This is a genomic window from Larkinella sp. (assembly GCF_965227735.1).
In the GTDB taxonomy this organism is placed as follows: Bacteria; Bacteroidota; Bacteroidia; order Cytophagales; family Spirosomataceae; genus Larkinella.
The window spans coordinates 874,431-897,255 of record NZ_OZ245776.1 but is presented as its reverse complement, the minus strand read 5'-3'; the positions used below and the strand labels follow the sequence as shown (position 1 = coordinate 897,255).

Annotated in this window: 13 protein-coding genes; all 13 read right to left on the bottom strand. The window is 52.8% G+C overall.

The window, feature by feature from the left end:
- Positions 1–4: 4 nt before the first annotated feature.
- Positions 5–442 carry an aminoglycoside 6'-N-acetyltransferase gene (gene aac(6') / locus ACO064_RS03545; protein ID WP_421826032.1) on the bottom strand — a complete coding sequence of 146 codons (438 nt, stop codon included), beginning with the start codon at positions 440–442 and terminating at the stop codon, positions 5–7.
- A 207-nt stretch (positions 443–649) separates the two neighbouring features.
- Complete coding sequence (locus tag ACO064_RS03540; protein WP_421826031.1) at positions 650–2,863, bottom strand: DUF6923 family protein; 2,214 nt, start codon at positions 2,861–2,863, stop codon at positions 650–652.
- A 160-nt stretch (positions 2,864–3,023) separates the two neighbouring features.
- Positions 3,024–3,830: a glycerophosphodiester phosphodiesterase gene (locus tag ACO064_RS03535; RefSeq protein ID WP_421826030.1), complete on the bottom strand. Its 807-nt coding sequence runs from the start codon at positions 3,828–3,830 to the stop codon at positions 3,024–3,026.
- Positions 3,830–5,611, bottom strand: coding sequence for a fibronectin type III domain-containing protein (locus tag ACO064_RS03530; protein WP_421826029.1), 1,782 nt, complete (start codon positions 5,609–5,611; stop codon positions 3,830–3,832). Before ACO064_RS03530 ends, ACO064_RS03535 begins: the two co-directional genes overlap by 1 nt.
- 132 nt (positions 5,612–5,743) lie before the next feature.
- The gene (locus ACO064_RS03525) at positions 5,744–7,120 is read right to left on the bottom strand and encodes a PhoPQ-activated pathogenicity-related family protein (protein WP_421826028.1); all 1,377 of its coding nucleotides are present in this window, start codon (positions 7,118–7,120) and stop codon (positions 5,744–5,746) included.
- A 46-nt stretch (positions 7,121–7,166) separates the two neighbouring features.
- Positions 7,167–8,429 (bottom strand): hypothetical protein, encoded by a 1,263-nt coding sequence (locus tag ACO064_RS03520; RefSeq protein ID WP_421826027.1) that lies wholly within the window; start codon positions 8,427–8,429, stop codon positions 7,167–7,169.
- A 246-nt stretch (positions 8,430–8,675) separates the two neighbouring features.
- A complete protein-coding gene (locus tag ACO064_RS03515; protein ID WP_421826026.1) occupies positions 8,676–10,316 on the bottom strand; it encodes a SusD/RagB family nutrient-binding outer membrane lipoprotein in 1,641 nt (546 codons plus the stop codon).
- A gap of 23 nt (positions 10,317–10,339) precedes the next feature.
- On the bottom strand, positions 10,340–13,756 hold the full coding sequence (locus ACO064_RS03510; protein ID WP_421826025.1) for a SusC/RagA family TonB-linked outer membrane protein: 3,417 nt from the start codon (positions 13,754–13,756) through the stop codon (positions 10,340–10,342).
- A 152-nt stretch (positions 13,757–13,908) separates the two neighbouring features.
- A complete protein-coding gene (locus tag ACO064_RS03505) occupies positions 13,909–15,603 on the bottom strand; it encodes a SusD/RagB family nutrient-binding outer membrane lipoprotein (RefSeq protein WP_421826024.1) in 1,695 nt (564 codons plus the stop codon).
- A gap of 22 nt (positions 15,604–15,625) precedes the next feature.
- Positions 15,626–19,183, bottom strand: coding sequence for a SusC/RagA family TonB-linked outer membrane protein (locus ACO064_RS03500; protein WP_421826023.1), 3,558 nt, complete (start codon positions 19,181–19,183; stop codon positions 15,626–15,628).
- Between the two features lie 167 nt (positions 19,184–19,350).
- The gene (locus ACO064_RS03495; protein WP_421826022.1) at positions 19,351–20,391 is read right to left on the bottom strand and encodes a FecR family protein; all 1,041 of its coding nucleotides are present in this window, start codon (positions 20,389–20,391) and stop codon (positions 19,351–19,353) included.
- Positions 20,392–20,571: 180 nt separating this feature from the next.
- Positions 20,572–21,111 carry an RNA polymerase sigma factor gene (locus ACO064_RS03490; protein ID WP_114407891.1) on the bottom strand — a complete coding sequence of 180 codons (540 nt, stop codon included), beginning with the start codon at positions 21,109–21,111 and terminating at the stop codon, positions 20,572–20,574.
- Positions 21,112–21,291: 180 nt separating this feature from the next.
- Positions 21,292–22,686, bottom strand: coding sequence for a metallophosphoesterase (locus ACO064_RS03485; protein ID WP_421826021.1), 1,395 nt, complete (start codon positions 22,684–22,686; stop codon positions 21,292–21,294).
- Positions 22,687–22,825 lie beyond the last annotated feature (139 nt).

Here is a 22,825-nt window from a genome sequence, read left to right as displayed (position 1 = left end):
GTTTCTACAAGTCTTTAATAAAACAAACGATGCGGTTGGCTTCGGTAAAACCGGTTTTTGTGTGGAAGTCGATGCTTGCCACATTCGTCAGTTCCGCATCGGAGGCAAAGTGTCGGCACCCGTTTCGTTTTCCCCATTCTTCCCCAATTCGCAACAGTTCACGGCCAATGCCGCGCTTTTGGTAAGCCGGTTTAACATAAATCGCTTCCAGGTAAGCAACGGGTGATTCCGTGGCGCCTTCAACGTAATCGGTACGGATAGACAAATGGATGAAGGCGATGTACTGATCGAGCTCCCGGACCAGATAACAGATCTCATTCTCTGCCTTCACAACCCCCGTATAGTATTCGTATTCTTCGTCAAACGTACAGTCCGGCCAGAGTTCTAAAGCCAGTTCCGTTAGTGGTTTGACGGTAGCTATTGCCAGTGGTTCAATGATCATTTCGACGGTTTTCCGACAATTTAAAGTGGACTGACGGCTGTCAGCCCGGATGTTGATGGTTAAAGATAGAAAACCTGGCGGATAGTTGATTTAACAATGGTTTGAGTGGGAATGATAAACCACGCCTGGAACGATTCATAAGAAAAAACCGGTGATCGATCGACCACCGGTTTGGTTCTCAGTGTAAATAGTAGTCAAAATTCTGGATTACCTGACCAGTACCCGATGTACCCGGGTTTGGCCGCGCTCGGTTACCTGAATAACGTATATCCCGCTGGCTAAAGTGGCGTGGATCAGGGCGTTTTCGTTGGTGGCCGACTTGGTAAACGAGAGGTTGCGGCCATCCACGGTTTTCAGCGTGATTTTGGCCGTTTGCGGTTCGTCCAGTTGCAGGGTGAAGGTAGAGCCTTCCACCGGATTCGGGAATACACCATAGGTTCGGTCCAGAATGACGGAGCGAATCGGAAAGCGGGTGGTTTTGCCGTCGATGTCCACCTGCGTCAATCGGTAATAGCTCGTTCCGCGGTAAGGTGCCTGGTCGACAATGCGATACTGGCTACGTTGTTCGCCCGGGGTTGTACCGGCCACATCCTCTATCTGGGTCACTTTTTCAAACGTCCTCAAGTCGATGCTGCGTTCAACCACATACATTTTGTTGTTGGTTTCCGAAGCCGTTACCCAGTTGACTTCCACTGTGACGGGCGACAGCGGTTTGACCGAAAAGCTGATCAGCGAAACCGGTAGGGGGGCAGCCGCCAGATTGCAGCGGGCACCGTCGTTGAAACCGGAGGGAATGGAGGTTGACAAGTAATTGGCCGTGTTGGTCGTCGGATCAATGCGGAAAAACTTCCCACTGCTGTTGGAAAAAACGTACAGATGCCCTTCGCTGTCGAGGAAAGAAGCACCAAAGCCGGTTTCCGACTCAATGCCCCCGCCGGTGACGGCAACGGCCGAGGTCGTAGTAGCACCCGTTGCCGGATTCAGGGTCATCAGAAGACGGGAACCGTTGACGATCGCGTGCAGCAGACCATCGGTTGAGCTGTATGACCAGTCGGTCAGGGGCGTAATCGGAATTCCCGTCACAAAGGGCGCGCTGGTGGCCAGGGTGTAACCCGCAGTCGGTTTTACGACTTGCAGATAGGTGGCCGGACGCGCCGGATTGATGTCGACAACGGTATAGGCGTCGGTATTGCCCTGATAAAGAAACAGATAGCCATCGCCCACCACGTCACCGACATTGTAGGAGTAGCCTGGGAGGTTCGGAACGGTGAAGGCCGTTACTGTGCCGGCGGCATCGATTCGGATGATTTCGTTTGAGTTCGGCGCATACCCCCACAGCATGTTGTCGACCGTGTTATAGCCAATGGCGTTGACGTTGCGGTCCAGCGTGGCCACATCCGTTCGTGTACCGGTCACCACGTCATATTGGTACAGGGTGGAAGGGGTCCCTCCGCTGCCAGCGGCCACCTGGTAGTAGTTACCCGTGCAGGAGAACGGAACCGGGGTGGGGGCAGAAATGACAGGCGCTGCGGAACTGCACCGGGCACCGTCGTTGAAACCGGAGGGCGTGGAAGTCGACAGGAGGGTGGCGGTGTTGGCAGAAACATCGATCTTGTAGAACTTACCGCTGCCATTGGCAAACACGTACAAATCGCCCGCGTTATCGATGAAAGCTGCCCCAAAACCGCCGGGTGCATCGGCTTCAATTCCGCCACCGGTGACCGGCGTGGCTGCCGTCGTGATGGCGCCCGTAACCGGATTCAGGGTGGTGAGCAGAGCGGAGGTGTTGGCGAGTCCGTACAGCAAACCGTCGGCGGGTTTGTAGGCCCAATCGCTCACCGGGATGGCGGCCGTGGGAATTCCGTAGGGCGAGACCGAGAACAGGTTGAAACCGGTGGTGGGATTGACAACCTGGAGATACGTTGCCGGGCGGGCCGGATTGATGTCGACGACAAAATAGCCGGTGCCATTGCCTTGATAAAGAATTAGATAGCCATTGCCAATGATATCACCCGTATTGAAAGCACCGGCTGGCAGGTTCGGAATGGTGAAGGCCGAAACGGAACCCGTGGCATCGATCCGGACCACCTCGTGTGAATTGGTGTCATACCCCCAGATCAGGTTGTCGAGTGTATTATAGCCAATGGCGTTGATGTTGCGGGTCAGGGCCGCAATGGTGGTTCGGACTCCGGTGCTCATTTCATAAGCATACAAGGTAGAGTTGCTGCCACCACCTGGAGCCGATACCTGGTAGCCTGATGTGCCACAGGTGAAAGGTGTTTGGGCAAGCAATTTATTGGGCAGCAAAGAAACGAGAACCAGTGAACAATAGGGGTACAGGCGAGTCAGTCCTGAACGGGAAGTACTGGGTTGGGGGAGAAGGCGTGGCAAAAATGTTTTTCGGTAAAAGGTGTGTATCATGCGTAAGTTGTTTTATTTGTAAATCGATAAACCTCAAGTGTATGTTCCCGGTAAAAGTACAACTTATGACGAACGATAAAAACGTTGTATTAATTAAATGTATGATCAAGCAATTTTTCATATTGTAATGCGGTGATAAGCAGGACGTCCGGTATTTTGGCTATTTTTTTCCCCCTTTCAATTCATCGAGCGCCTGACGGACTTTTATCACATAATCCGTCTGAATGACATCGATACCCAGTTGAGCCGCTTTCTTATATTGCTCCGCATTCTCAAAAAAGCCCAGCGCATCCGAAAACACCTGAATGCCGTTGCCGTGAATTTGCTGAACCAGCTCTTTGGTGAGTGACGACCAGCGCACGTCAAACGCATACGGATGAAGCTTTTCAATTTTGGCGGATAACTCGTCGGCATTCTTCAACGAAGGCATCAGCTTGGCTTGCGGAGCAACCTGTTTCAAGGCCGCTAAATAGTCGTCGGAACCGTAGAAAACCGCATCGGCCAGCACGCCAGATTCGGCGAGTTCTGCCACTAACGGTTCCGGCGCAACGGCCTTACAATCGACGTACAGGTTTACTTTCGCAGCATGGCCAGCGTTCCAGTCGCGGATCAACTGGCAGACTTCTTTCAGCGTCGGAATCCGTTCGTCTTTGAATTGTTCATCAAATCCTTTTCCGGCCGAAAGCTGCTTCACTTCCGCCAGCGTCAGGTTCTCAACCGGTCCCGAACCGCTGGTTGTTCGGTCGAGTTTGCCATCGTGGAGGATGATCAACTGGCCGTCTTTGGTCGTCCGAACGTCGATTTCGATGTAACTGACGCGCATCGCCAAAACCGCCCGGAACGTCGCCATCGTGTTTTCCGGTGCCACGAGCGACGACCCCCGGTGGGCCGAAACGAAGGGTTGGGCGTTGGCGGTACTCTGGAAAATGGCACCGAAGGCTAGAAGCAGGAATGGAAGTAGGCGCATTATTTCACAATTTTCAATTCATCCTTCATCTTACCCTCCTGATCAAAACTCTGGTAAACCAGGGTATTGCCATCCATTTTCAAGTGCTGGTACAGCGGTCCGTTTTTGTGCCGGATCACGGCGTATTTTTCGTCCGGCCAGACCTTATGATCGCTCGGAATGCCGATGGATATCGTGTAAATCGTACCCTGAGCGGGGGACGAAACCGGTTTCTCGGCCAACATGGGTTGGGTTCGCAGGTAATAATGCACGTGTCCGCTCATCACCATGTCGACGTGGTATTGATCGAAGAGGCTGCACCATTCTTTGCGGATATCGGCGTAATCTTCTTCAAAATTATAGGGCGGAAAATGGAAAAAGGCAAATTTCCAGGTCGCTTTCGAATTCGCCAGCTGGTCTTTGATCCAGGCGGTTTGGGCCTCAATCGGCGAGGTCGCGTCGATCATCAGAAAGAGGGCATTCTGATACGTGAACGCATACGTTTGCTCCGCTGGAACGTCCGGCGATTTGGGGCCATTTTTCGGTAAACTGAACATTTCCTGGTACATCCACGCTCCCAAACCGTCCTGGCTGTCGTGGTTGCCCGGAATCGGCATCAGCGGTTTTTGCTCGAAAATACCGCCGGAATACTGCCACAATTCGTCCCATTCGTCGCGGTGCAAACCGGTGCTGACCAGGTCGCCGGCGATGGAATAAAAAGCAATTTCGGGGTGTTTTGCCAACGTCTTCCGGGCCATTGCCCCCCAATCCGGCGACTTGTGCGTATCGCCAAACCAGATGAACGAGAAACCGTCGGCGGTGGCGCTCTGGGTCTTGAACGTGGCCGGTTTTGACCATTTGCCGGACGGCGAGCCCACCCAATAGCCATATGAACCACCCGGCTTCAGGCCGGTAAGATTCGCGGTAAACCGGTTGGCATACCGGTCATTCTGCAACAGCCGGTCTTCCATCCGAAACGCCGTTGCCGGAGCCGTCACCGTATCTGTTGTGCCGGTTTGCCAGTATTTTACCTGCCCAACCGAAACCGGGACTGACGTCCGCCATTGCACATCCATCGTAGTCTTGGGATCACCGCTCCAGGTGAGCAGCACCTGATCCGGCTGGTCTGAAGAAGGGGCGATGGTTTTCCGAAACGCTCCCACCAGATGTGCTTCCCGGGCGCGTCCGCGAATGGTCTGGAAGAGCGTTTGCCCGCGCAAGGATTCTGGCACTTCAGTTAGCGTCAGGTCACTCCAGTCGTGGTAGGTAAAGGCTCCCACCCGAACGGTGTCGAGCGTTTGATGGGCTGGAAATACGTTGGAAATGGTGACTTTCTCACCCGGTTTCTGCGCTCCCACGCTGATGAAATAAACCGGCCGGTGTTTGTCAAACCCGTTGATTCCCAGTTCTATTTTGCCGGCCGGGAAGGGTTTTTGCCAGACTTCGTAGGTGTATTCTTCGTTTTTAACAACCTGAGCGGTTTTCTGAAAACCGCTGTCTTCCAGCCAGAATGGCAGCACCTTCTGCTCCTGATGGCGCATCAGCGAAACCGTTACCGGCACATCGACATCAAAAGTCAAATACCGGGTTGCCAGAGCAGTTTTTTCCGCTTCGGTCAGAAACTGAAGCACGTAGGCCTGACTGATTGTGTCGAGTTGTTCGGGTTTGAGGGTTTGATAGAGCCGGGTGACGGCCCCATCCATAACGTCTTTGACCGAGGCCGTGGATGGGTTGGTGGTGGTTCGGCAGGCTGAAAAACTGAGTGAAAGAAAGCAGAATAAGAAGGATTGTACTGACTTCATTGGTTGATTTGGAAATGTGAAATAACCGCCGTTAAGGGACTGTAACCGCTGTCAGGGTCTTCGACCGCTGACAGGGTTACGGCGCCCTGTCAGCGGTCGAAGACCCTGACAGCGGCCAAACGGGTTAGATTGTCAAAACGAACTGGGTTTCAAGAATACTTCGTCATTGTCCGACACAAACATGCGCGTACTTTCGGTGTAGGTGCCGCCGTTGGGATTGGCATATTTCAGGTCTACGTAAAAGGCGTGGTAACCCGAGGCCGGGTAGGCTTCCGAAACATCGACTTTGGCTTTGTTTTTAACCCCCAGGCTTTTGCTCGTCCAGGTTTCATTCCGGAAATCGGTATCGGTCGAGTTGGCCGACCAGACAATCACATCGACCAGCGCATCCGCCGTGGTTTTGATCGACACATCGACACCTTTTTTGGTGCTTGTGGCATTCCATTTACAAACCGGATACGGTTTTTTCGCCATTGTCATCCCGAAGAAAGCCCCCAATCCTTCGAAGGCCGACTTGCCATCGCCCAGGCTGTGGCCGGCATTCGGCACGTAATGAATCATATTTTCACCCGGAATATCGTCGAAATAATTTTTGACGTTATCCACCACCCAATATTCATCATTCGTCCCCATGAAAATCATTTTCGGCATCGTTAGATTTTTGCGGTACGAGTACGGATCAACCATCGTATTGATCGCATTTCCACTCTCGGTTTTGGCCGTTTGCGGAATCCCGAGTTTGACATAATCCTCGATCTGAACGCTATAATCTTTCCACACTTTGACCTGGTAATCCAGACTAACCGGCATGTTCAGAATGTCGATCACCATGGGGGCAATGGCCACCACGCGTTTGTCGTTGGCACCGGTTAGCCAGGTGGTCCAGCCGCGTTTGGAAGCCCCCGAAATCACAAACCGGGAGATGTCGTGTTTCAGCGTTTGCTTCGAAAACTCCTGAACCGCGTCCATGGCCCGCACCGCACTTTTCACCATCGGAAACAACAGGGGCCAGGAATAATCGCCGTCTTTTTTGAACTGATGGAGCGTGTATGAAATCAGGGCATCTTCCGTTAAATTGTCATACAGCGGCTGATTGGGGGTTTGTTTCAACAGGGTAACAATCGCCTTGTTTTTGGTGGCAATATCCACCAGCCCCTTGATTACTTTATCTTCCTGGCCTTTGGCGTTCCAGTTGGGCTGTTCATTTTTGTTGGAACCGCCAGTGATAAACAGCAGCGAACCGTCGTAGTTGTTTTCTTTCGGAACCAGAATGGTCATTTGATGCCGCCAGGTATGTTCGCGCCATTTCTGCGAGGTGAGCAGCAGGTTATAGGCTTTTACATCACCCATTTCGTACGAGTCTTTCAGTTCCCACTGATACGTTTTATCGCCATTGTTTAAATAACTTTGAAGGGCTGTAGCGGGGGTAATGGGTGCTTTTTTAGGAGAATCAAATGACAAAAAAGCCAAGGTTAACAGGACAAGTAATGGTGTTGTGAATCGTTTCATTCGTATAGTTGGTTTTTAGTGATTCGGGGATTTAGGGGCAATATGATTACTCCGGTTTCGGACTTTCAGCCACGGTTTTCAACGCCTGTTCCATGTAAATCTCGCCCGTCATTTCGCCCAGGCTGGTTCGGCTGATGTACTCATACCGTTTGAAACTATTAAAGTCAACTTTGGTGAGCATGTAGCCGAAGGCATCATTCGTTAAGCCAAACAGGAACGGAAATTTGGTGTTCATGTGGCGTTTGACGTAATACCCAATATTTGGTAAGGCTTCTCCCGGAACCGTCAGGATTTGCGCCGGGCCAATGTTCAGCAAATTCAGTTGGGTGGTCACTTTGTCCGAACCGGTAAGTTGATACCCGAGCGGGGAGTTTTTAATAATGTATTTCATCATGTCCGACTCAATCGGAAATTCGACCCTGCGGGTGGCGCAATAAATCGACGGATTTTCCAGCGTGGGGGCCGCGCTGACGATTCGTAGGGCTTCGTCGCCGAGCAGTTCGCCAATCCGAATGCATTCTTCCCAGGTATTGGCTTCGGTTCCGCCCTCGCGCCGAACGTCGGCCGTGACCATACCGCCCTGCGCACCGTTCATGAAAATCGCCATGCCCCCGGTTTTCGACTCGATTTTGTCGTACAACGGGCCGCACAGGTCCGGACTCAGAATGCCGCGTCCCGACCCGATCACCTCGGGGTGGATGGCGTAATTAACCAGCGTCACAATCGGTTTGCCTTTGTTAGCGCCCGCGGAAGCAATGGCCTGAATAACTCCGCAGCGCGGATCGTACAAGTCGGCCGCGTAATAATTAAACGCAATTTTTCCTTTCGCTTCACCCACCGCCACTTTCAAATTCGCCGGTTGCAGTTTCCTGACGGCTTCTTCAACGGCTTCGGCAATCTGGGCCACGCATTTCTCCAGATACGGCAAATCCGCCAGCGCCTTGCCCGACTGATCCGGAAAACCGTAGGCATCCGGGCCGCTGTGGGTGTGGGTGGCCCCGATCAGCACATTACCGGGCGGAACACTCCTGATCAGCGCCCGGGATTTATTACCCAAAACCGATGGCCAGCCGAGGTTGTCGACACTGACGATGGCAATCCGGGTGGGGCCTTTTTCGAGCACAAACGCCCGAACAAACAGGTCGCCCTTTTTCTCCGTCGCTTTCTTGGGCGTGCCAATCCCGCCGGAAATGGGCAACAGCGGATTCGGCGTAATCACCCGCAAAGCCGCCCCCGCCCGGAATTGCTGTGCGTGTGTGGTGATGGCAAAAAACAGGAACAGGAGGGCAGCGAGATGGTTTTTCTTCATTGCGCGTGTTTTTTATAAATCAGAGACGAGAAAATCCAGCCCACGGTTGAAACCGTGGGTCTAACGGAAAGGAGAATTTTAGGAACCGTTTCAACGGTTTCAAGGCCCTTAAACCGTTGAAACGGTTCCTAAAATTCTCCCCGATTTTTTTTCGCAAACCCACCGTTAAAACGGTGGGCTGGAATTCGCTAATTCCGTCATTATGTAAAACCATACCGCTTGTCTCCTCTCTTTCTTCTCAAAAAACTACCACGGTTTTCCGGTGCCTTGCAGAACCCACGGTTTCGACCAGGGGCTGTTTTTGCCGTCGGCTTCCGAGTTGGGCGTCAACTCCAGTCGACTGAGGGCGGCATCCGAGTTGGCTTTGTTCAGATTCCGCTCATCGAGCATGTAATAAAACCGGACGGGCAACACTTTGCGTTTGGCATTGGGGCCGGTTTTGAGTTCGGGGAAACCGGTCCGGCGGTAGTCGAACCAGGCTTCGGTGGCGGCTGTCCAACTGGCAATCCACTTCTGCTCGATAATCTGCTTCTGGGTTCCGTTGTAGGCCACATCCTTCTGGGCAATGTAGGTCGGGTAGGCACTGGCCAATCCCCAGGTTTCCAGCGACGTTTTCACCCCGGCTTCGTAGCGGGCTTTGGCATCACCGGCGGCCCAGCCTTTCTGGGCGGCTTCGGCCAGGATGAAGTTCACCTCCGACGCCGACATCAAACGTGCTTTCAGCAAAGGCCCTTTGGCGGCTTTGTAGATGTCGTTCAGCCAAGAAACGTGCGGGTTCTTAGCGGCCTGTTCGGCCGTCGGGCTCAGGTTATAGGCCGAGCCGCCGACAATCGATGTGGGCAGACCGACATACAAGGGATTGGTATTGACTTCTTTCCCCACCACCATGTCGGGCGAGAGGTACCGTTTGCCATCGACAATTTTGTCGGTTTTCGGCGGAAGTGTAGCATCGACCACCAGCGGAATTTGTACTTTATTGGCCCATATCGCCAGCCGGGGGTCGTTCACTGCCAGCAGGGCTTTGACGAAGGTATCGCTCATTTTCAACCGGCGGTAATTGCTTTCGCTGGCGTCGTAAGTCGCGTTGGCCGGCCAAGAATCGTCGTTGCTGTTGCCCGCAAAGGCCATGGCCGCATCGTCGGCCGAAGCCGTAATGATCGGATATTGCGTGGCGTTGGCGACGATTTTTTCGATACCGGCTTTGGCTACATCCGGTTTTTTTGACGAAATCCGCATGTAATACCGCAGGGCGAGGGAGTTGGCGAGTTTCCGCCATTTGGTCGGGTCGCCTTTGTAATACACATCGGCTGCGTCAGCGGTGCTGGTATACGCACTTTTGGCTTTCGACAACAGCGTGTTGGCTTTTTCCAGATCGGCCAGGATGCCGGTGTAAATGGCTTCCTGCGTGTCGAAAACCGGGAACGTATTGGCCGCGCCACCCACTTCCCCTTTCAGGGCCTGGCTGTAGGGCGCATCGCCCCAGAGGTCGGTAATGAGCCCGAACAGCATGGATTTCATAACCAGTGCAATGCCCTGATGCAATTCGAAATTGAGCGCAACCGAGCGGTCGTAGACGTACTGATTATTCCGCAGAACATCGTAATAGTTGCTCCAGCTCTGGCTGCCACCCCAGTCGTAATCGTTGTGGCCACCGCTCCACCCGTCTTTCTGGGTGTGCTGCATCACCCCGGCAATATCCTGATAGCCCAGGTTTACGAAGGCTTTGCCTGCTTCGGTCAGGACGGTCGAGAGCACCAGGTTGGGGTGCGCCGTCGTGGGCTCGACCCCGTTGGGATTGACATTCAGGTCCGTTAAGTCCTTGCAGGAAAATACCGTCAGGGAAAACAGAACAATGAGACCGATAACTTTATGCGTGACGATTTTCATGGTTTTTGGAAAGATCGGGTTGCTTAAAATGTTAAACCAAGCCGGAAGCCAACCGGAATAACCCAGGGCGTGACATTATACCGTTCGATGCCCTGCTTAAACTGAATGCCGGAGCTTTGAACCCCCGATTCGAGCTGGAACGCCATTTCGGGATCAATGCCGATTTTGGCGGCTGTCCACAGAATGATGTTCCGGCTATAGACCGAAACGTTCGCGTTTTGCAGCCCGATTCGTTTGACAAAATTCTGCGGCAGATCATAGCCGAACGACACTTCGCGGAGTTTCAGGAACGACGCATCGAACGTAACCGCCCGCGAGAAGGCCCAGGAGGTTGAACCGGCAAACGGCAGCATCAGGGTGCCGGGGCCGCCCAGGTTCTCCTTATAGCCGGTCGGTTTGCCATTTTCGTCGTAGCCGGTTGCCACCACGCCCGGGATAAACACCCCGCCGTGGGGAAGGGTGTAGGGGCCGTATTTAAACGGATAACCGTTGTAGTCGGGCGTTGGGCCACCCACCAGCGGGAAGTTGTTGCCATTGATCAGAATCATTTTGTCCTGGTTGGCCACGAGGTAGTTGCGGAGCGCGTCGCCGGTCAAACCGTTGGGATTGATGAGTTTATCCAGAAACAATTGCGAGCGGCCGTCTTCTTCGCCGTAGCGGTAGGTTTGCGAGACAAAATCCCCGCCATTCCGCCAGTCGAACGTCATGTTCAGGCTGAAACCGCGGTAGCTGAGCGACGTTTGCATACCCAGAATAAACCGGGGGTTAAAGTTTCCGATTTTGTTCTTGGTATTGATGGCGTCGATAGACTGCCACTTGCCGGTCTGATCCAGAATGGGATAACCGTAGTAGGGCGAACTTTTGTCTTCCACCGTCACGACTTTGGCATCGTATAAATCGCCGATTTCATCACCCACATACGTCCAGGCACCGCCTTTGGCGTCGGTCCAGAGCGTGAAGTAGGGGAGGTCGTCCGACAGTTTTTTGATGGTGGTGCGGTTGCGGGTCAGGTTGGCGTTGAGGTCCAGCCGCCAGCCGTTCTTTTCCAGGGGTGTTCCGCCCAGTGTTAGCTCTATCCCTTTGCTGACCAGCAATCCAGCGTTGATATTTTTCAGGGTATAACCCGATGACGGCGGCAGTTTGGTGCTCAGAATCTGGTTGCGGTTTTCAGACACGTAATACGTGGCACCGGCCCTCAGGCGATTTCGGAACAGATTCACATCGAGGCCAAACTCCGTGGAGGTGGCAATTTCCGGTTTCAGGTCTGAAATAAGCAGGGTTCCCGGCACGTTCAGGCGCGGAATTCCGTCCCAGCTTCCGGCGTTGCCCAGCGTACTGAGCAGCATATACGGATTGGCGTCGTTCCCCACCTGCGCAATTCCACCCCGCAGTTTCAGCAAACTGATGGTGTTGGAAACCGGCAGAATTTCATTCAGCAACACACTCAGCGACGCCGAGGGGTAGAAGTAGGACCGGTTGGCGGCTGGCAGCGTGCTCGACCAGTCGTTGCGGGCCGTCAAATCCAGGTACACCATGTCTTTGAAACTCAGGTTGGCCAGGCCGTATAGGCTGTAGATGCCGCGTTCAAATTTCGTGCTGCTGTAGTCGAGGTTGGCCGGGGCAATGTTCTGAATCGTGAAAACACCCGGAACGATCAAACCGGTGCCGTTGCGGGTGGCGTTGGTGAGGTTCGAGCCTTTCTGGTGGCGGTAGTTCCCACCCGCCGAAACCGATAGGCCAAAGTTGCCGATGTCTTTTTTGTAGGTGGCCAGAAAGTCGGCGTTGCTTTCGAAGGACCCGATGTTGATCAGACCGTAGGCTCCGCGCGGATCATTGGTATAGCTGTTGGCGATCTTGGTTTCCCGCTGTTCCTGGTAGGTGTCGAGCGAATACCGGCCCATGAAGCTGATGTCCTTCGTGATTTGCCAGTCGGCACGCAGGTTACCGAAAACGCGGTCGCGGGTGAAACCGTTGTTGACTTCATACGCCAGAAAATACGGGTTGTTGTAAATACCGTTATACTGTGTACGTTGTTGCAATCCTTCCTGACCCGGCATCCAGTAGTTCTTCAGTTCGAGCAGGTCGATGTGGGGCGAGGTGTTGTAAGCCGCCTGCAACGGATTGGAACCCCGGTTTCCGGCGGGGCGGTTGTTGGAGTTGTTGCGGCTGATGTCGACGTTGGTGCTCATCCGCAGTTTCTCGCTGAGTTTGAGCGACGAACTGAAATTCAGCGTGTTTTTAAACAGATCCGAATTGGGAATAATCCCCCGGTTTTGCATGTTCGAATACGAAATCCGGTACGTAATCTGGTCGGTGCTGTTAGCGATGGAAATCCCGTTGGTGGTGGTGATGCCGGTCTGAACGAAGTTTCTGACGTTGTTTTTATGGGATACCAGCGGCATCGGAATCGGTTTGCCGTTGGCATCCAGCGGGCTGTTCCACTGCACTTCTTCGTAGCCTTTGTCCAGGGCTGCGCCGTAGGTGGCACCAATTTCCTCCTGAATCAGTTTGCCGAACGGATTGGTCAGCGGGTTTTTGCTGATGGAAACCGGAATGGCCGAAAACTGGCCCGAGCCAAAACTGGTTTGCCATTTCAGAAACTTATACGGTTTGTCGAACACGGTGTTCGAGGTAATCGTTACCGTCAGCTTTTTGACTTTGGAGCCGTTTTTGGTCGTGATCAGCACCACGCCGTTTCCCGCGCGCGTACCGTAGAGTGCGGCTGCGCTGGGGCCTTTCAGAATCGAAATGTTCTCGATGTCGTCGGGGTTCAGGCCCGAAATGGCATTGCCATAATCGACCCGGTTGTCGTTGCCGACCTGGCTGACGTTGTTGAGCGTGTTGGCAATCGGAACGCCGTCGACCACAAACAGCGGCTGGTTGTCGCTGCTGAGCGATTTGGCACCCCGGATCACCATGCTGACCGACGAGCCGGTTCCGCCGGTGGCGCTGATGTTGACGCCGGCCACTTTGCCGGCCATGCTGTTGAGCACATTTTCCTGAACAACGCGCGTGAGGTCTTTGCCGTCAATTTTTCCAACCGCGTAGCCCAGCGAGCGTTCTTCGCGTTTGATCCCGAGGGCCGTCACCACGGCTTCCTGCAACATTTCCGCATTTTCGGTCATCGTCACGTCGATGGTGCTGCGATTGCCAACGGGCACTTCTTCGGTTTTGTAACCGATGAAGGAATAAATCAAAACCGGATTGGCTCCGCTGACCTCCAGCGAATACCGGCCATTGTTGTCACTGGTAGTTCCGAGCGTGGAACCTTTGATGAGCACATTGACGCCGGGAATGGGGGAGTTGTCGGTACCCAGTTTGATGGTGCCGCTTACCCGGCGGGATTGCTGCGCCCGGGCTGGTGCGAGAACCATTCCCAGCAACCATGTGGTGACAAACAAACACCGAAGCGTTTTCGAAAAAATAGAGGTTCGGTTCATAGTTTTTGCATAAGAGTTTACAGAAAAGGAGAAAAGAGGAGGTATTAAATTGAGTATACGGTTTATAAAAATAAAGTGCTGAAATATAAATAATTTACGTGAAAAAGGGTGGAATACGGTCCACCCTTTTCAACTTGTTCAAGGTAATTTCATCACCAGGGTTTACCGGTTCCCTGAATTACCCAGGGTTTGGCCCACTGGCTGTTTTTGCCCCGGATTTTGGTATGGGAGTTTTCTTCCAGTTTGCTCAGCGCGCTCGTCACATTGGCGTTGTTGTAGTTGGTTTCGTTATCGCCGTAAATGAAACGAACCGGCAACACATTTTCAGCCGCAGCCGGGCCGGGTTTAAAGGCGGGCAGGCCGGTCCGGCGGTAATCGAACCAGGCTTCAGGAGCCGCCGTCCAACTGGAAATCCATTTTTGATCCATGAGTTGGGCCAGGGTGTTGTCAAATTTAACACCGGTGGTGGCGATGTAGGTGTTGTATTGCGTTCCCACACCCCAGGTTTCGAGTGAATTTTTCACCCCGGCATTGTAGTGGGTTTCGGCACTTCCGACTGCCCAGCCTTTCATGGCCGCTTCGGCCAGAATGAACGAAGTTTCAGCAGCCGACATCAGCCGGGCTTTCAACAAACCGCCACTGCTTCCGCGATAGAGTTCGGCAAGTTGTGAAACGTGCTGATTCTGAACAACTTGTCCCGTAGTTGGGTTGTAGTTGTACGAGCTTGGGTCAATCAAACCGGGCGGAACACCCACGTATTCACGCGTGTCGATCGCTACGGAAAAGGTGTTGGGGTTGAAGTTCCGGGTAAACTTTGTACCGGCTTTCACCAGCGGCAGGAAGGCGGCATCGGTCAGCGAAACCGTACCCGTCTGAATCACCCCGTTTCGGCGGATAAACGGATCGACCGGGGTGGCAAGGGTCGGATCAGCCACCCACTGCACGTAAACCGGCGCAATCCATACTTTCAGACGCGGATCGTTGAGTTGCAGCAGTTTGTCGACCAGCGGTTTAGCGGGTTTCCGACGGCGGTATTCCGAGGGGTCGGCTTCAAACGCAACGGCACCGGGCCAGGAGTTGGCGGCAGTGGCACCAATGTAGTCCATGACAGCATCTTCGCTAGGGCTTTTGATGTAAACACCGGAGCTGTAAACGCTCTCGATCCCGGCTTTGGCAATGTCCGGCAATTTGGCCGAAATCCGCATGTAATACCGCAGAAGCAGCGAGTTGGCAAACTTGTGCCAGTTGGCCGCATTGCCCTTGTAGAACACATCGTAGTTGGTCAGGTAGCCCGTTGTTTCGCCGGTGGCAAACAGGGCCGAAGCGGCTTTCAGATCCTCGATAATGCCCTTGTAAATGACCTCCTGGCTGTCATACGTCGGCAGGATGTAGTCGTTGGACACGTCGCCCTTCAAGGCATTGGTGTAGGGCGCATCGCCCCAGAGGTCGGTGATCAGCCCGAAAATGTAGGCTTTCATGGTCAGTGCCACACCCTGGTGGAACTTAAAACCTAGTTCAGTTGCCCGCTGTTGCAGGAATGCATTGTTACGCAGCAGGTTGTAATAGTTGCTCCAGTCATTGGGCGTCCAGTCGTAGTGGTTATGTCCGCCAAACCAGCCGTCTTTCTGGGTGTGCTGTACAACCCCGGCAATATCGCCGTAGCCAAGTCCCAGATAACTGGTAGCCAGGCCGGTAGTGACCGTTGGCATCAACATATTTGGGTTGGCCGTAGCGGGGTCAACCACATTGGGGTTTTCGTTCAGTTCGGTCAGTTGCTCTTCGCAGGAGGAGAACAGGAACAGCGCCAGAATGAAAGCCGCTTTGGAAAAAAGATGAAATCGTTTCATGGTAAGTAGAATGTTGGTACGATTACAGACTGAAGCCTACTTTAAAGCCAACCGGAATGGTCCAGGGCATGACGTTCTGCAATTCGATGCCCTGACGGAACCGGCCACCATCGGCCTGGAAAGCCCGTTCGGGATCGATCCCGATTTTAGCCGCCGTCCACAGAATGATGTTCCGGCTATAGACCGAAATGTTGGCATTGCGCAGTCCGAACAGTTTCGGAATGTTATAGCCCAGGGAGATTTCCCGCAGTTTGACAAACGAAGCGTCGAAGGTGATCTGCTGGTTAAAGCTCCACGGGTAGGTGTCGGTGATCGGGTAAATGTTGGTTCCCGTGCCGCCCAGGTGTTCGGTATACGTGCCATCGGCATTCTGGATGACGCCCGGAATAAAACCGCCGTCGTATTCAAGCACACCGTCGCCGTTGGAATCGAAGCCCATACCACCCGTCGCCTGCGTATGCCCCCCGACACGCGGGAAGTTGCCGTTTTGCGGGATGATGTATTTTTCCGGGTCCGACTTGAGCAGGTTCACCAGGTCCGTCGATGACATCGTTCCGCCCGGGATCAGGTTGTCAAGCTGCCGTTGTGACCGCCAGTCCGACTCGCCGTAGCGGTACGTATACGATTGGAAGTTGCCTCCGCTCCGCCAGTCGAAGCTGGCATTCAGCGTAAAGCGTTTGTAGGAAAGCGATGCCTGCATCCCCATCATAAACCGGGGGTTGAAGTTGCCGACTTTCACCCGCTTGTCCCGGTCGTTGACGGCCGTCCATTCGCCGTTGCGGGTCAGGATTGGCCAGCGGTAATAGGGCGAAGACGCATCTTGCACCGTGGCAAAGCCCCGGCTGTAGAGGTTTCCGATTTCTTCACCTACGAAGGAGAAGGCTCCCCCGTTGTTGTCGTCCCACAATTGGTAGAAATCGATGCCCGGTGCCAGTTCTTTGATGGTCGTCCGGTTGCGGGTGAAGTTGACGTTCAGATCCAGGTTCCAGCCATTGGTGCTTTTGATGGGGGTTCCGCCCAACACGATTTCCCAGCCTTTGCTCACCAGCGCCCCGGCGTTGATCAGCTTGCTGCCAAAACCCGAGGACGCGGGCGTCGTGACGGTCAGAATCTGGTTTTTGTTCTCGGCGTTGTAATACGTTCCGTCGAACCGCAGGCGGTTATTGAACAGATTCAATTCCACCCCGAATTCGGTCGAGGTCTGAATTTCCGGTTTCAGTTGCGGGTTCAGCAGGGTTCCCGATACATTGGTCGTAATCAGGCTTCCCCACGAACCGGTTCCCAGGGCCGGAACCAGCCGATAAGGATCGGTGTCGTTCCCGACCTGCGCGATGTTGGCCCGGAATTTCAGCAGCGAAATTTCCGACGGCAGGTTGAAGGTATAGTTGGCCAGCCAGCTCAGCGATGCCGAGGGGTAGAAATAGGAGCGGTTGGCGGCAGGCAAAGTACTCGACCAGTCGTTACGGGCCGTCAAATCCAGGTAAAGCTGGTCTTTGAATCCCAGCGAGGCCGTTCCCAGCAAGCTGTAAATAGCCTTTTCATACGTGCTGTTGGAGAATTGCAGGGCGGTATTCGGAATGTTGGAAATCCGGTACAGGTTCGGGATGGTCAGGATGGCTCCGCCCATGTAGGAATCGCGGTAATTTTGCTTCATGACGTTTCCACCGCCGGAGATGCTCCAGTCGAAATCGCTGATTTTCTTGCGGTAGGTCACCATGGCGTCGGCATTGGTTTCATACCGGGCAATGTCCTGCAGGTAATAGCCACCATTCCGGCCCCGGGAGTAGCTCCAGGGAATTTTGGTTTCCCGGTTTTCGGCAAACTGGTCGTGCGAAACCCGGGCGTAGGCCGACAGTTCGGGCGAAATGGTCCAGTCGAGTTTGATATTTCCGAAAACGCGATCGCGGACGAAGCCGTTGTTGAGGGCGTAGGCCAGAAAATAGGGGTTATCGCCGTTGGAAGAAACCGACCGTTGCTGAATGCCTTCGCTCCCCGGCACCCAATAGTTGGTCAATTGACGAACATCGACGTGTGGATAGAGGTAAACCGCTTCGAGTGGGTTAGCACCCCGGTTGTTGGTGGAAGGGCGGTTGTTCGATTTCGACCGAACGAAGTTGAGGTTCGTGCTCAGTTTGAAATTTTTGCTGATGTCGAACGCCACCGCCGTTGCCAGCGAATTCCGGAACAAGTCCGAGTTCGGAATCAGGCCCTTGTTCGTCATGTTATTGAACGAAATCCGGTAGGTTGTTTTGTCCCCTGAGCCCGCCAGCGCAATGTTGTTGGTTGAGGTAATTCCGGTTTCCAGGAAGTTCTTCATGTTGTCTTTATACGACACCAGTGGCGCAGCGACTTTATTGCCATCGGCACCCACCGGGCTGTTCCACTGAACGGCGTTGATGCCGGCATCGAGCGCCGGGCCACCCCAGTAGGCCGAACTTTCGTCCAGGCGGTTATTGCGGTCGCCGTTGCCGTATTTGTAGTGAAAATCCAGGTAGCGGTAAGGCCGTTCAAATACATTGCTGGTTGAGAAGGTGATGCCAACGCCTTTGCCTTTGGTGCCTTTTTTGGTCGTCACCAGAATAACCCCGTTCCCGGCGCGTGAGCCATACAGAGCGGCTGCACTGGGGCCTTTCAGCACCGAAATGCTTTCGATATCTTCCGGGTTCAGGTCGGAGATGGCGTTTCCGTAGTCGACGTTGTTGCGGTCGCCCATCGAACGGAGGTTGTTCAATCCGTTGGCCACCGGCACTCCGTCGATGACGAACAGCGGCTGGTTGTCGCCCGTCAGCGATTTGGCACCCCGGATCACGACGCTGATGGAAGAGCCCACCCCGCTGGTCTGGTTGATGGCAACCCCCGGCACCCGGCCCGCCAGCGAGTTCATGGCATTTTCCTGGGTTACATTGGTCAGATCGTTTCCTTTCAATTCAGGAACGGCATAGCCCAGGGACCGTTTTTCGCGTTTGATACCGAGGGCCGTCACAACGGCTTCATTCAACGTTACACCGCTTTCGGTCAGCGTCAGGTCAACCGAGCTGCGGCTTCCGACGGCAATTTCCTGGGTCTCAAAACCGATGTACGAAAAAACCAGGATCGGATTTGAACCCGTTACATCAATGGTATACTGGCCGTTTCCGTCGGTGTTGGCACCGGTTTGTGAGCCTTTCAGAACCACGTTCACACCGGGCAGGGAAGCGCCGTCGACGCTGGAGGTGACCCGGCCACTGACTTTGCGGCCTTGCTTGATCTCAGTCGGTTCCGATGGTTGCCCGGAACGTTTCCGAATGACGATGTTCTTGTTTACCGCTTTGAATTCCAGCGCCGATTGTTGGGAAATGCTGGCCAGGATGCTTTGTAGATTGTTGCCATTCTCGATTTTGACACGCTTTTCGAGTTCACTTTTCAGGTTGTCTTCATACAGAAATACATAACCGGTGATTTTGGTGATCTTGCCGATGATTTTCTGGATCGATCCTTCTTCCCGGACCAGGGATATTTTAACGTTTTCCAGATCGATTTCCGGTCGATCTGCCCATGCTGCCGAGAAACACAACCCCGCCAACAGTGCTACTGTACACAAATGCCTTAGCATTCGTGGAATAATAGAGTTCGAGTTCATAGAAGTATTAATTAAGTAGGAATTATCTGTAGATAAAAATGAATTTAATTTTATCCGTAAGGTCGCTTGCCACATCAAATTAAGAGGTGTTTTCGTTCATTTTCATTGTTTCCCTTTTTATGATATTGTTAATTTCGAATGATCACGGTTTTGCCGTTTATTTCGTATTGTGCATCGATTGCGTAAGTGATTGATTCTAACATAGAATCGAGACTTTCGTTCAGATGAACTCCCGTAAATGATGTCTGATAAAGTGTTTTGTTTTCAATGATAATATCGACATCATACCACTTTTCCAACGTCCGCTCGACGGAAATCATGGGCGTGTTATTGAATTGCAGCGAGCCGTTTACCCAACTGCTTTCCTGCACAGCATTGACATCGGTAATCCGGAACGATTCAGTCGATTTGGAATAGATTAATTTTTGATCTTTTATCAGAATAATGGGTGTCGATGATTGGGCATTTAAATTGACGCTAACCCGGCCGGATCGGACGGTTATTTCTACCTCATTTTCGTCGTCATAATTCTTTACATTAAAAGACGTTCCGAGTACTTTTATACGAAGATTACCCACCGAAATGACAAACGGTTTTGATTCGTCCCGTTCCACGTCAAAAAAAGCTTCTCCCTGCAAAGCAACCGTCCGGACGGCCTGACCGAAGGCATTTGGAAACCGTATTTTGGTGTCCGAATTGAGTTTCACCACACTGCCGTCGCTCAGGCGCAGACTTTTCCGTTTTCCGCGTGGTACGGTTTCTTCTTTGGTAGGTGTGTTCGGTGCAAAAGTGGCGGTTTTGGGTTGGTTTAGGGCAATCGGGAGCGTCGAATTGCCGGTGGCGAAAAAGTAGTATAAGGTACCCAGGCTAAACAAAAGGGTGACGAAGGCGGCTATGCCCCGGTAATCGGTATAGAATGTTCGAATTGGCAGGGACGGCCGTTTCGACCGCGTGAGGGCGGTCTCATCATCCGGTTTTATAGTTGGTTCTGAGTTGGAAGGTGAACGTTCTTCTTCAACCAGTTCATTGAAATAGTTTTCCAGAATCGGCGAATACTCCTGTAGTGTCTCATCTTTTCCCAGCCCCTCCAGCAATTCATCCAATTCTTTCCCCGTCAGCGTGTTGCTGATGAGTTTGTTAATCAAATATTCGGCGCGGGACCGTACCATTCTATCGGTAGTTTGGTAAGTTGCCTATAATACTGTGCCGACTTGGTAAAAGACTATTGATCAGAGAAATATTTTTGATAAAACCGGTCGGAATCGGGGGCTTATAAAAGTCGAAAGCCATTCGAACGGTGGGAGTCGAATGGCTTTCTGAACAAAAACCGGGAATAGGAGTAAGCCGGATTATAAAGCCGCCATGTCAACCTTTTCGCGAAGAAATTGCTTCGCTTTTACCAACTGGTTCTTAACGGTATTTTTTGAAATCATCAACATTTCCGCAATTTCCTGGTAAGATTTTCCTTCCTCGATGTTGAGAAATAAAATTTGCTTCCGTTTTTCAGACAGCAGGTTTACGGCCGTGTAGAGAAGCTGGAACTTCATTTCTTTATCTTCCAGTTCTTCGTCGCGGGCGGCTGCCATTTTTTCCATATACTGCTGTTTAAGCTGGTTGTTCTTCTCCATCTTTTTCAGATGGTCGAAGGCCATATTCCGCAGACAGGTAAACAGATACGAGGTAAAGTTAAGGGTAGGGTTAATTTGCGAGCGTCGATCCCAGATTTTGATAAAAACTTCGTGAATCATGTTTTCGGCTTCTTCTTCATCCTTCAGAAGCGTGATGCAGAATTTAAGAGCCGGTGTCCGGTAGTACTTATATAACTCCGCAAAAGCAGCCTGATCGCCCTGGATCACTCTGCGGAGAATACGTTCATTTAGACAATCCATTGTCGTGGGTGATTAGGAAACGTTAAAAATTACGGGCGATTGGGTACTCGTTCTCTTCAGTGGTGTGACCTGTTCAGCAACTGGCTGTTGTTAAGCTAAAATTGGTCATTTTTTTTGATAGATCCGTCGCAAAATACGTAAATCTATCCTCAATTTGCGCAAGGCGGTTTTTAGGTGATTTTACTGGTTTTTTCGGGCTTTATATTCCTTGTATTTCCGGTTGTATTCTTCCAGTTGTTCCGGTTTGAATCGCTTCTGGTATTCAATGGGCAGGTCGAGCCGCTCGGGTTTGAGCGCGGGCGACCGGTCGGTGAGCTGGTTCTTGCCTTTGGCATTTTTAGCCAGTTCAAACGAATCGTAGAGTTCGCCCGTTACCGTAAACGACTGGTAAGCAAGCTTCCCGCCGTCGATGGAAACGATCTGGTACAACTGCGTGTTGGAAGCTGCCCGGTCCATCCAGTCCTGCAAACCGATGTCATACATCTTCGGCCCGCTCACCGACACCACATACACCGGCCCGTCGGGGTACTTCCGGCTTTTTCCCAGGGGCATGTTCAATCCGCGTCCGTAGGTGTGGTCGTGCCCCTGCAACACCAGATCGACGCCGTATTTTTTATACAGAGGCTCCATTTTGTCGCGCCATTCCTGGTTGTCACGCCCGCTTTTGGTCGAATAAATCGGGTGGTGGTGCGTTACCACCGTCCAGCGGTTGGGGTTGTTGGTCAACACCTTCACGAGCCAGTCGGCCTGCTGATCCAAAACCGTCGAGTCGAGCAAGGCGCCCTGCGAATCCAGCGAAACAAACCGGGTGCCCTGGTAGTCGACGTAATAGGCGGTTTCTTTCAGTTTTTCGGGGCCATTTTCGGGCAGCACAAACGATGGTCGCCAATGCCGCGACACCTTCCGCTGCTCGTCGTCATCCTTAAAATATTCGTGATTGCCGGGCGTAGCCAATGTCGGCACCATGCCGTTGATCCAGCCACCGGCTTCGAACCATTCGCCCCACTGCCAGTCGGCGTTGGATGTCGTGATCAGGTCCCCCGCGTGAATCATGAAAGCGGCTTTCGGCATCGTGGAATACGCCCCGCGAATGGCCCGCGACCAGAGCGAGCGGATGTCGTTCTGCGCATCACCAAAGTAAATAAAGGAAAACGGAACCGGACTGTCGCTGGCCGTTGTAAACTGGAACCATTCGGTCCAATAGGTTCCGTTGCCCACGCGGTAGTTGTATTTCGTGGCTGGTTTCAGGTTTTTGAAATGAACGGTATGATACAGCTTCGTGGTGCCATCCAGCTTGACGGCCTGGGTCGTAGCGGGAACAGTAATGGCTTTCGCGGCCACATCGGGCGAAGGATCAGCCTCCGCAATCATACCCACGGCATTGGTGATGGTTGAATCGGTTCGCCAGTTGACCGACTGCGAGGTGGCCGGATTGTCCTGCCATCCCAACGTTAACCGGTCCGGGTAAACCGATGGGAGATACGATTTATGTTCCTGGGCCTGAGCAGGCAGGAAGGATTGGAAAAGGAATAGAAAAGAAGCAGAACGCAGCGTAAACGGCAGGTGAAATTTCATAGGGACTCATTTTTACCAATGGAAATACTGCCAAAATTGCGAAAAGGACTATTACCGCTGCGTTAATCTTTTCGTTTTCGGAAAACCTGAAATTTGCGTCCCCGGCCCGATAGCCCGGAATTCCGATTGCGGAGTATAC

Coding starts and splice junctions, on each gene's coding strand:
- ACO064_RS03540 (WP_421826031.1), bottom strand. CDS start 2,863: ATGATACACACCTTTTACCGAAAAACATTTTTGCCACGCCTTCTCCCC.
- ACO064_RS03535 (WP_421826030.1), bottom strand. CDS start 3,830: ATGCGCCTACTTCCATTCCTGCTTCTAGCCTTCGGTGCCATTTTCCAG.
- ACO064_RS03530 (WP_421826029.1), bottom strand. CDS start 5,611: ATGAAGTCAGTACAATCCTTCTTATTCTGCTTTCTTTCACTCAGTTTT.
- ACO064_RS03525 (WP_421826028.1), bottom strand. CDS start 7,120: ATGAAACGATTCACAACACCATTACTTGTCCTGTTAACCTTGGCTTTT.
- ACO064_RS03520 (WP_421826027.1), bottom strand. CDS start 8,429: ATGAAGAAAAACCATCTCGCTGCCCTCCTGTTCCTGTTTTTTGCCATC.
- ACO064_RS03515 (WP_421826026.1), bottom strand. CDS start 10,316: ATGAAAATCGTCACGCATAAAGTTATCGGTCTCATTGTTCTGTTTTCC.
- ACO064_RS03510 (WP_421826025.1), bottom strand. CDS start 13,756: ATGAACCGAACCTCTATTTTTTCGAAAACGCTTCGGTGTTTGTTTGTC.
- ACO064_RS03505 (WP_421826024.1), bottom strand. CDS start 15,603: ATGAAACGATTTCATCTTTTTTCCAAAGCGGCTTTCATTCTGGCGCTG.
- ACO064_RS03495 (WP_421826022.1), bottom strand. CDS start 20,391: ATGGTACGGTCCCGCGCCGAATATTTGATTAACAAACTCATCAGCAAC.
- ACO064_RS03490 (WP_114407891.1), bottom strand. CDS start 21,111: ATGGATTGTCTAAATGAACGTATTCTCCGCAGAGTGATCCAGGGCGAT.
- ACO064_RS03485 (WP_421826021.1), bottom strand. CDS start 22,686: ATGAAATTTCACCTGCCGTTTACGCTGCGTTCTGCTTCTTTTCTATTC.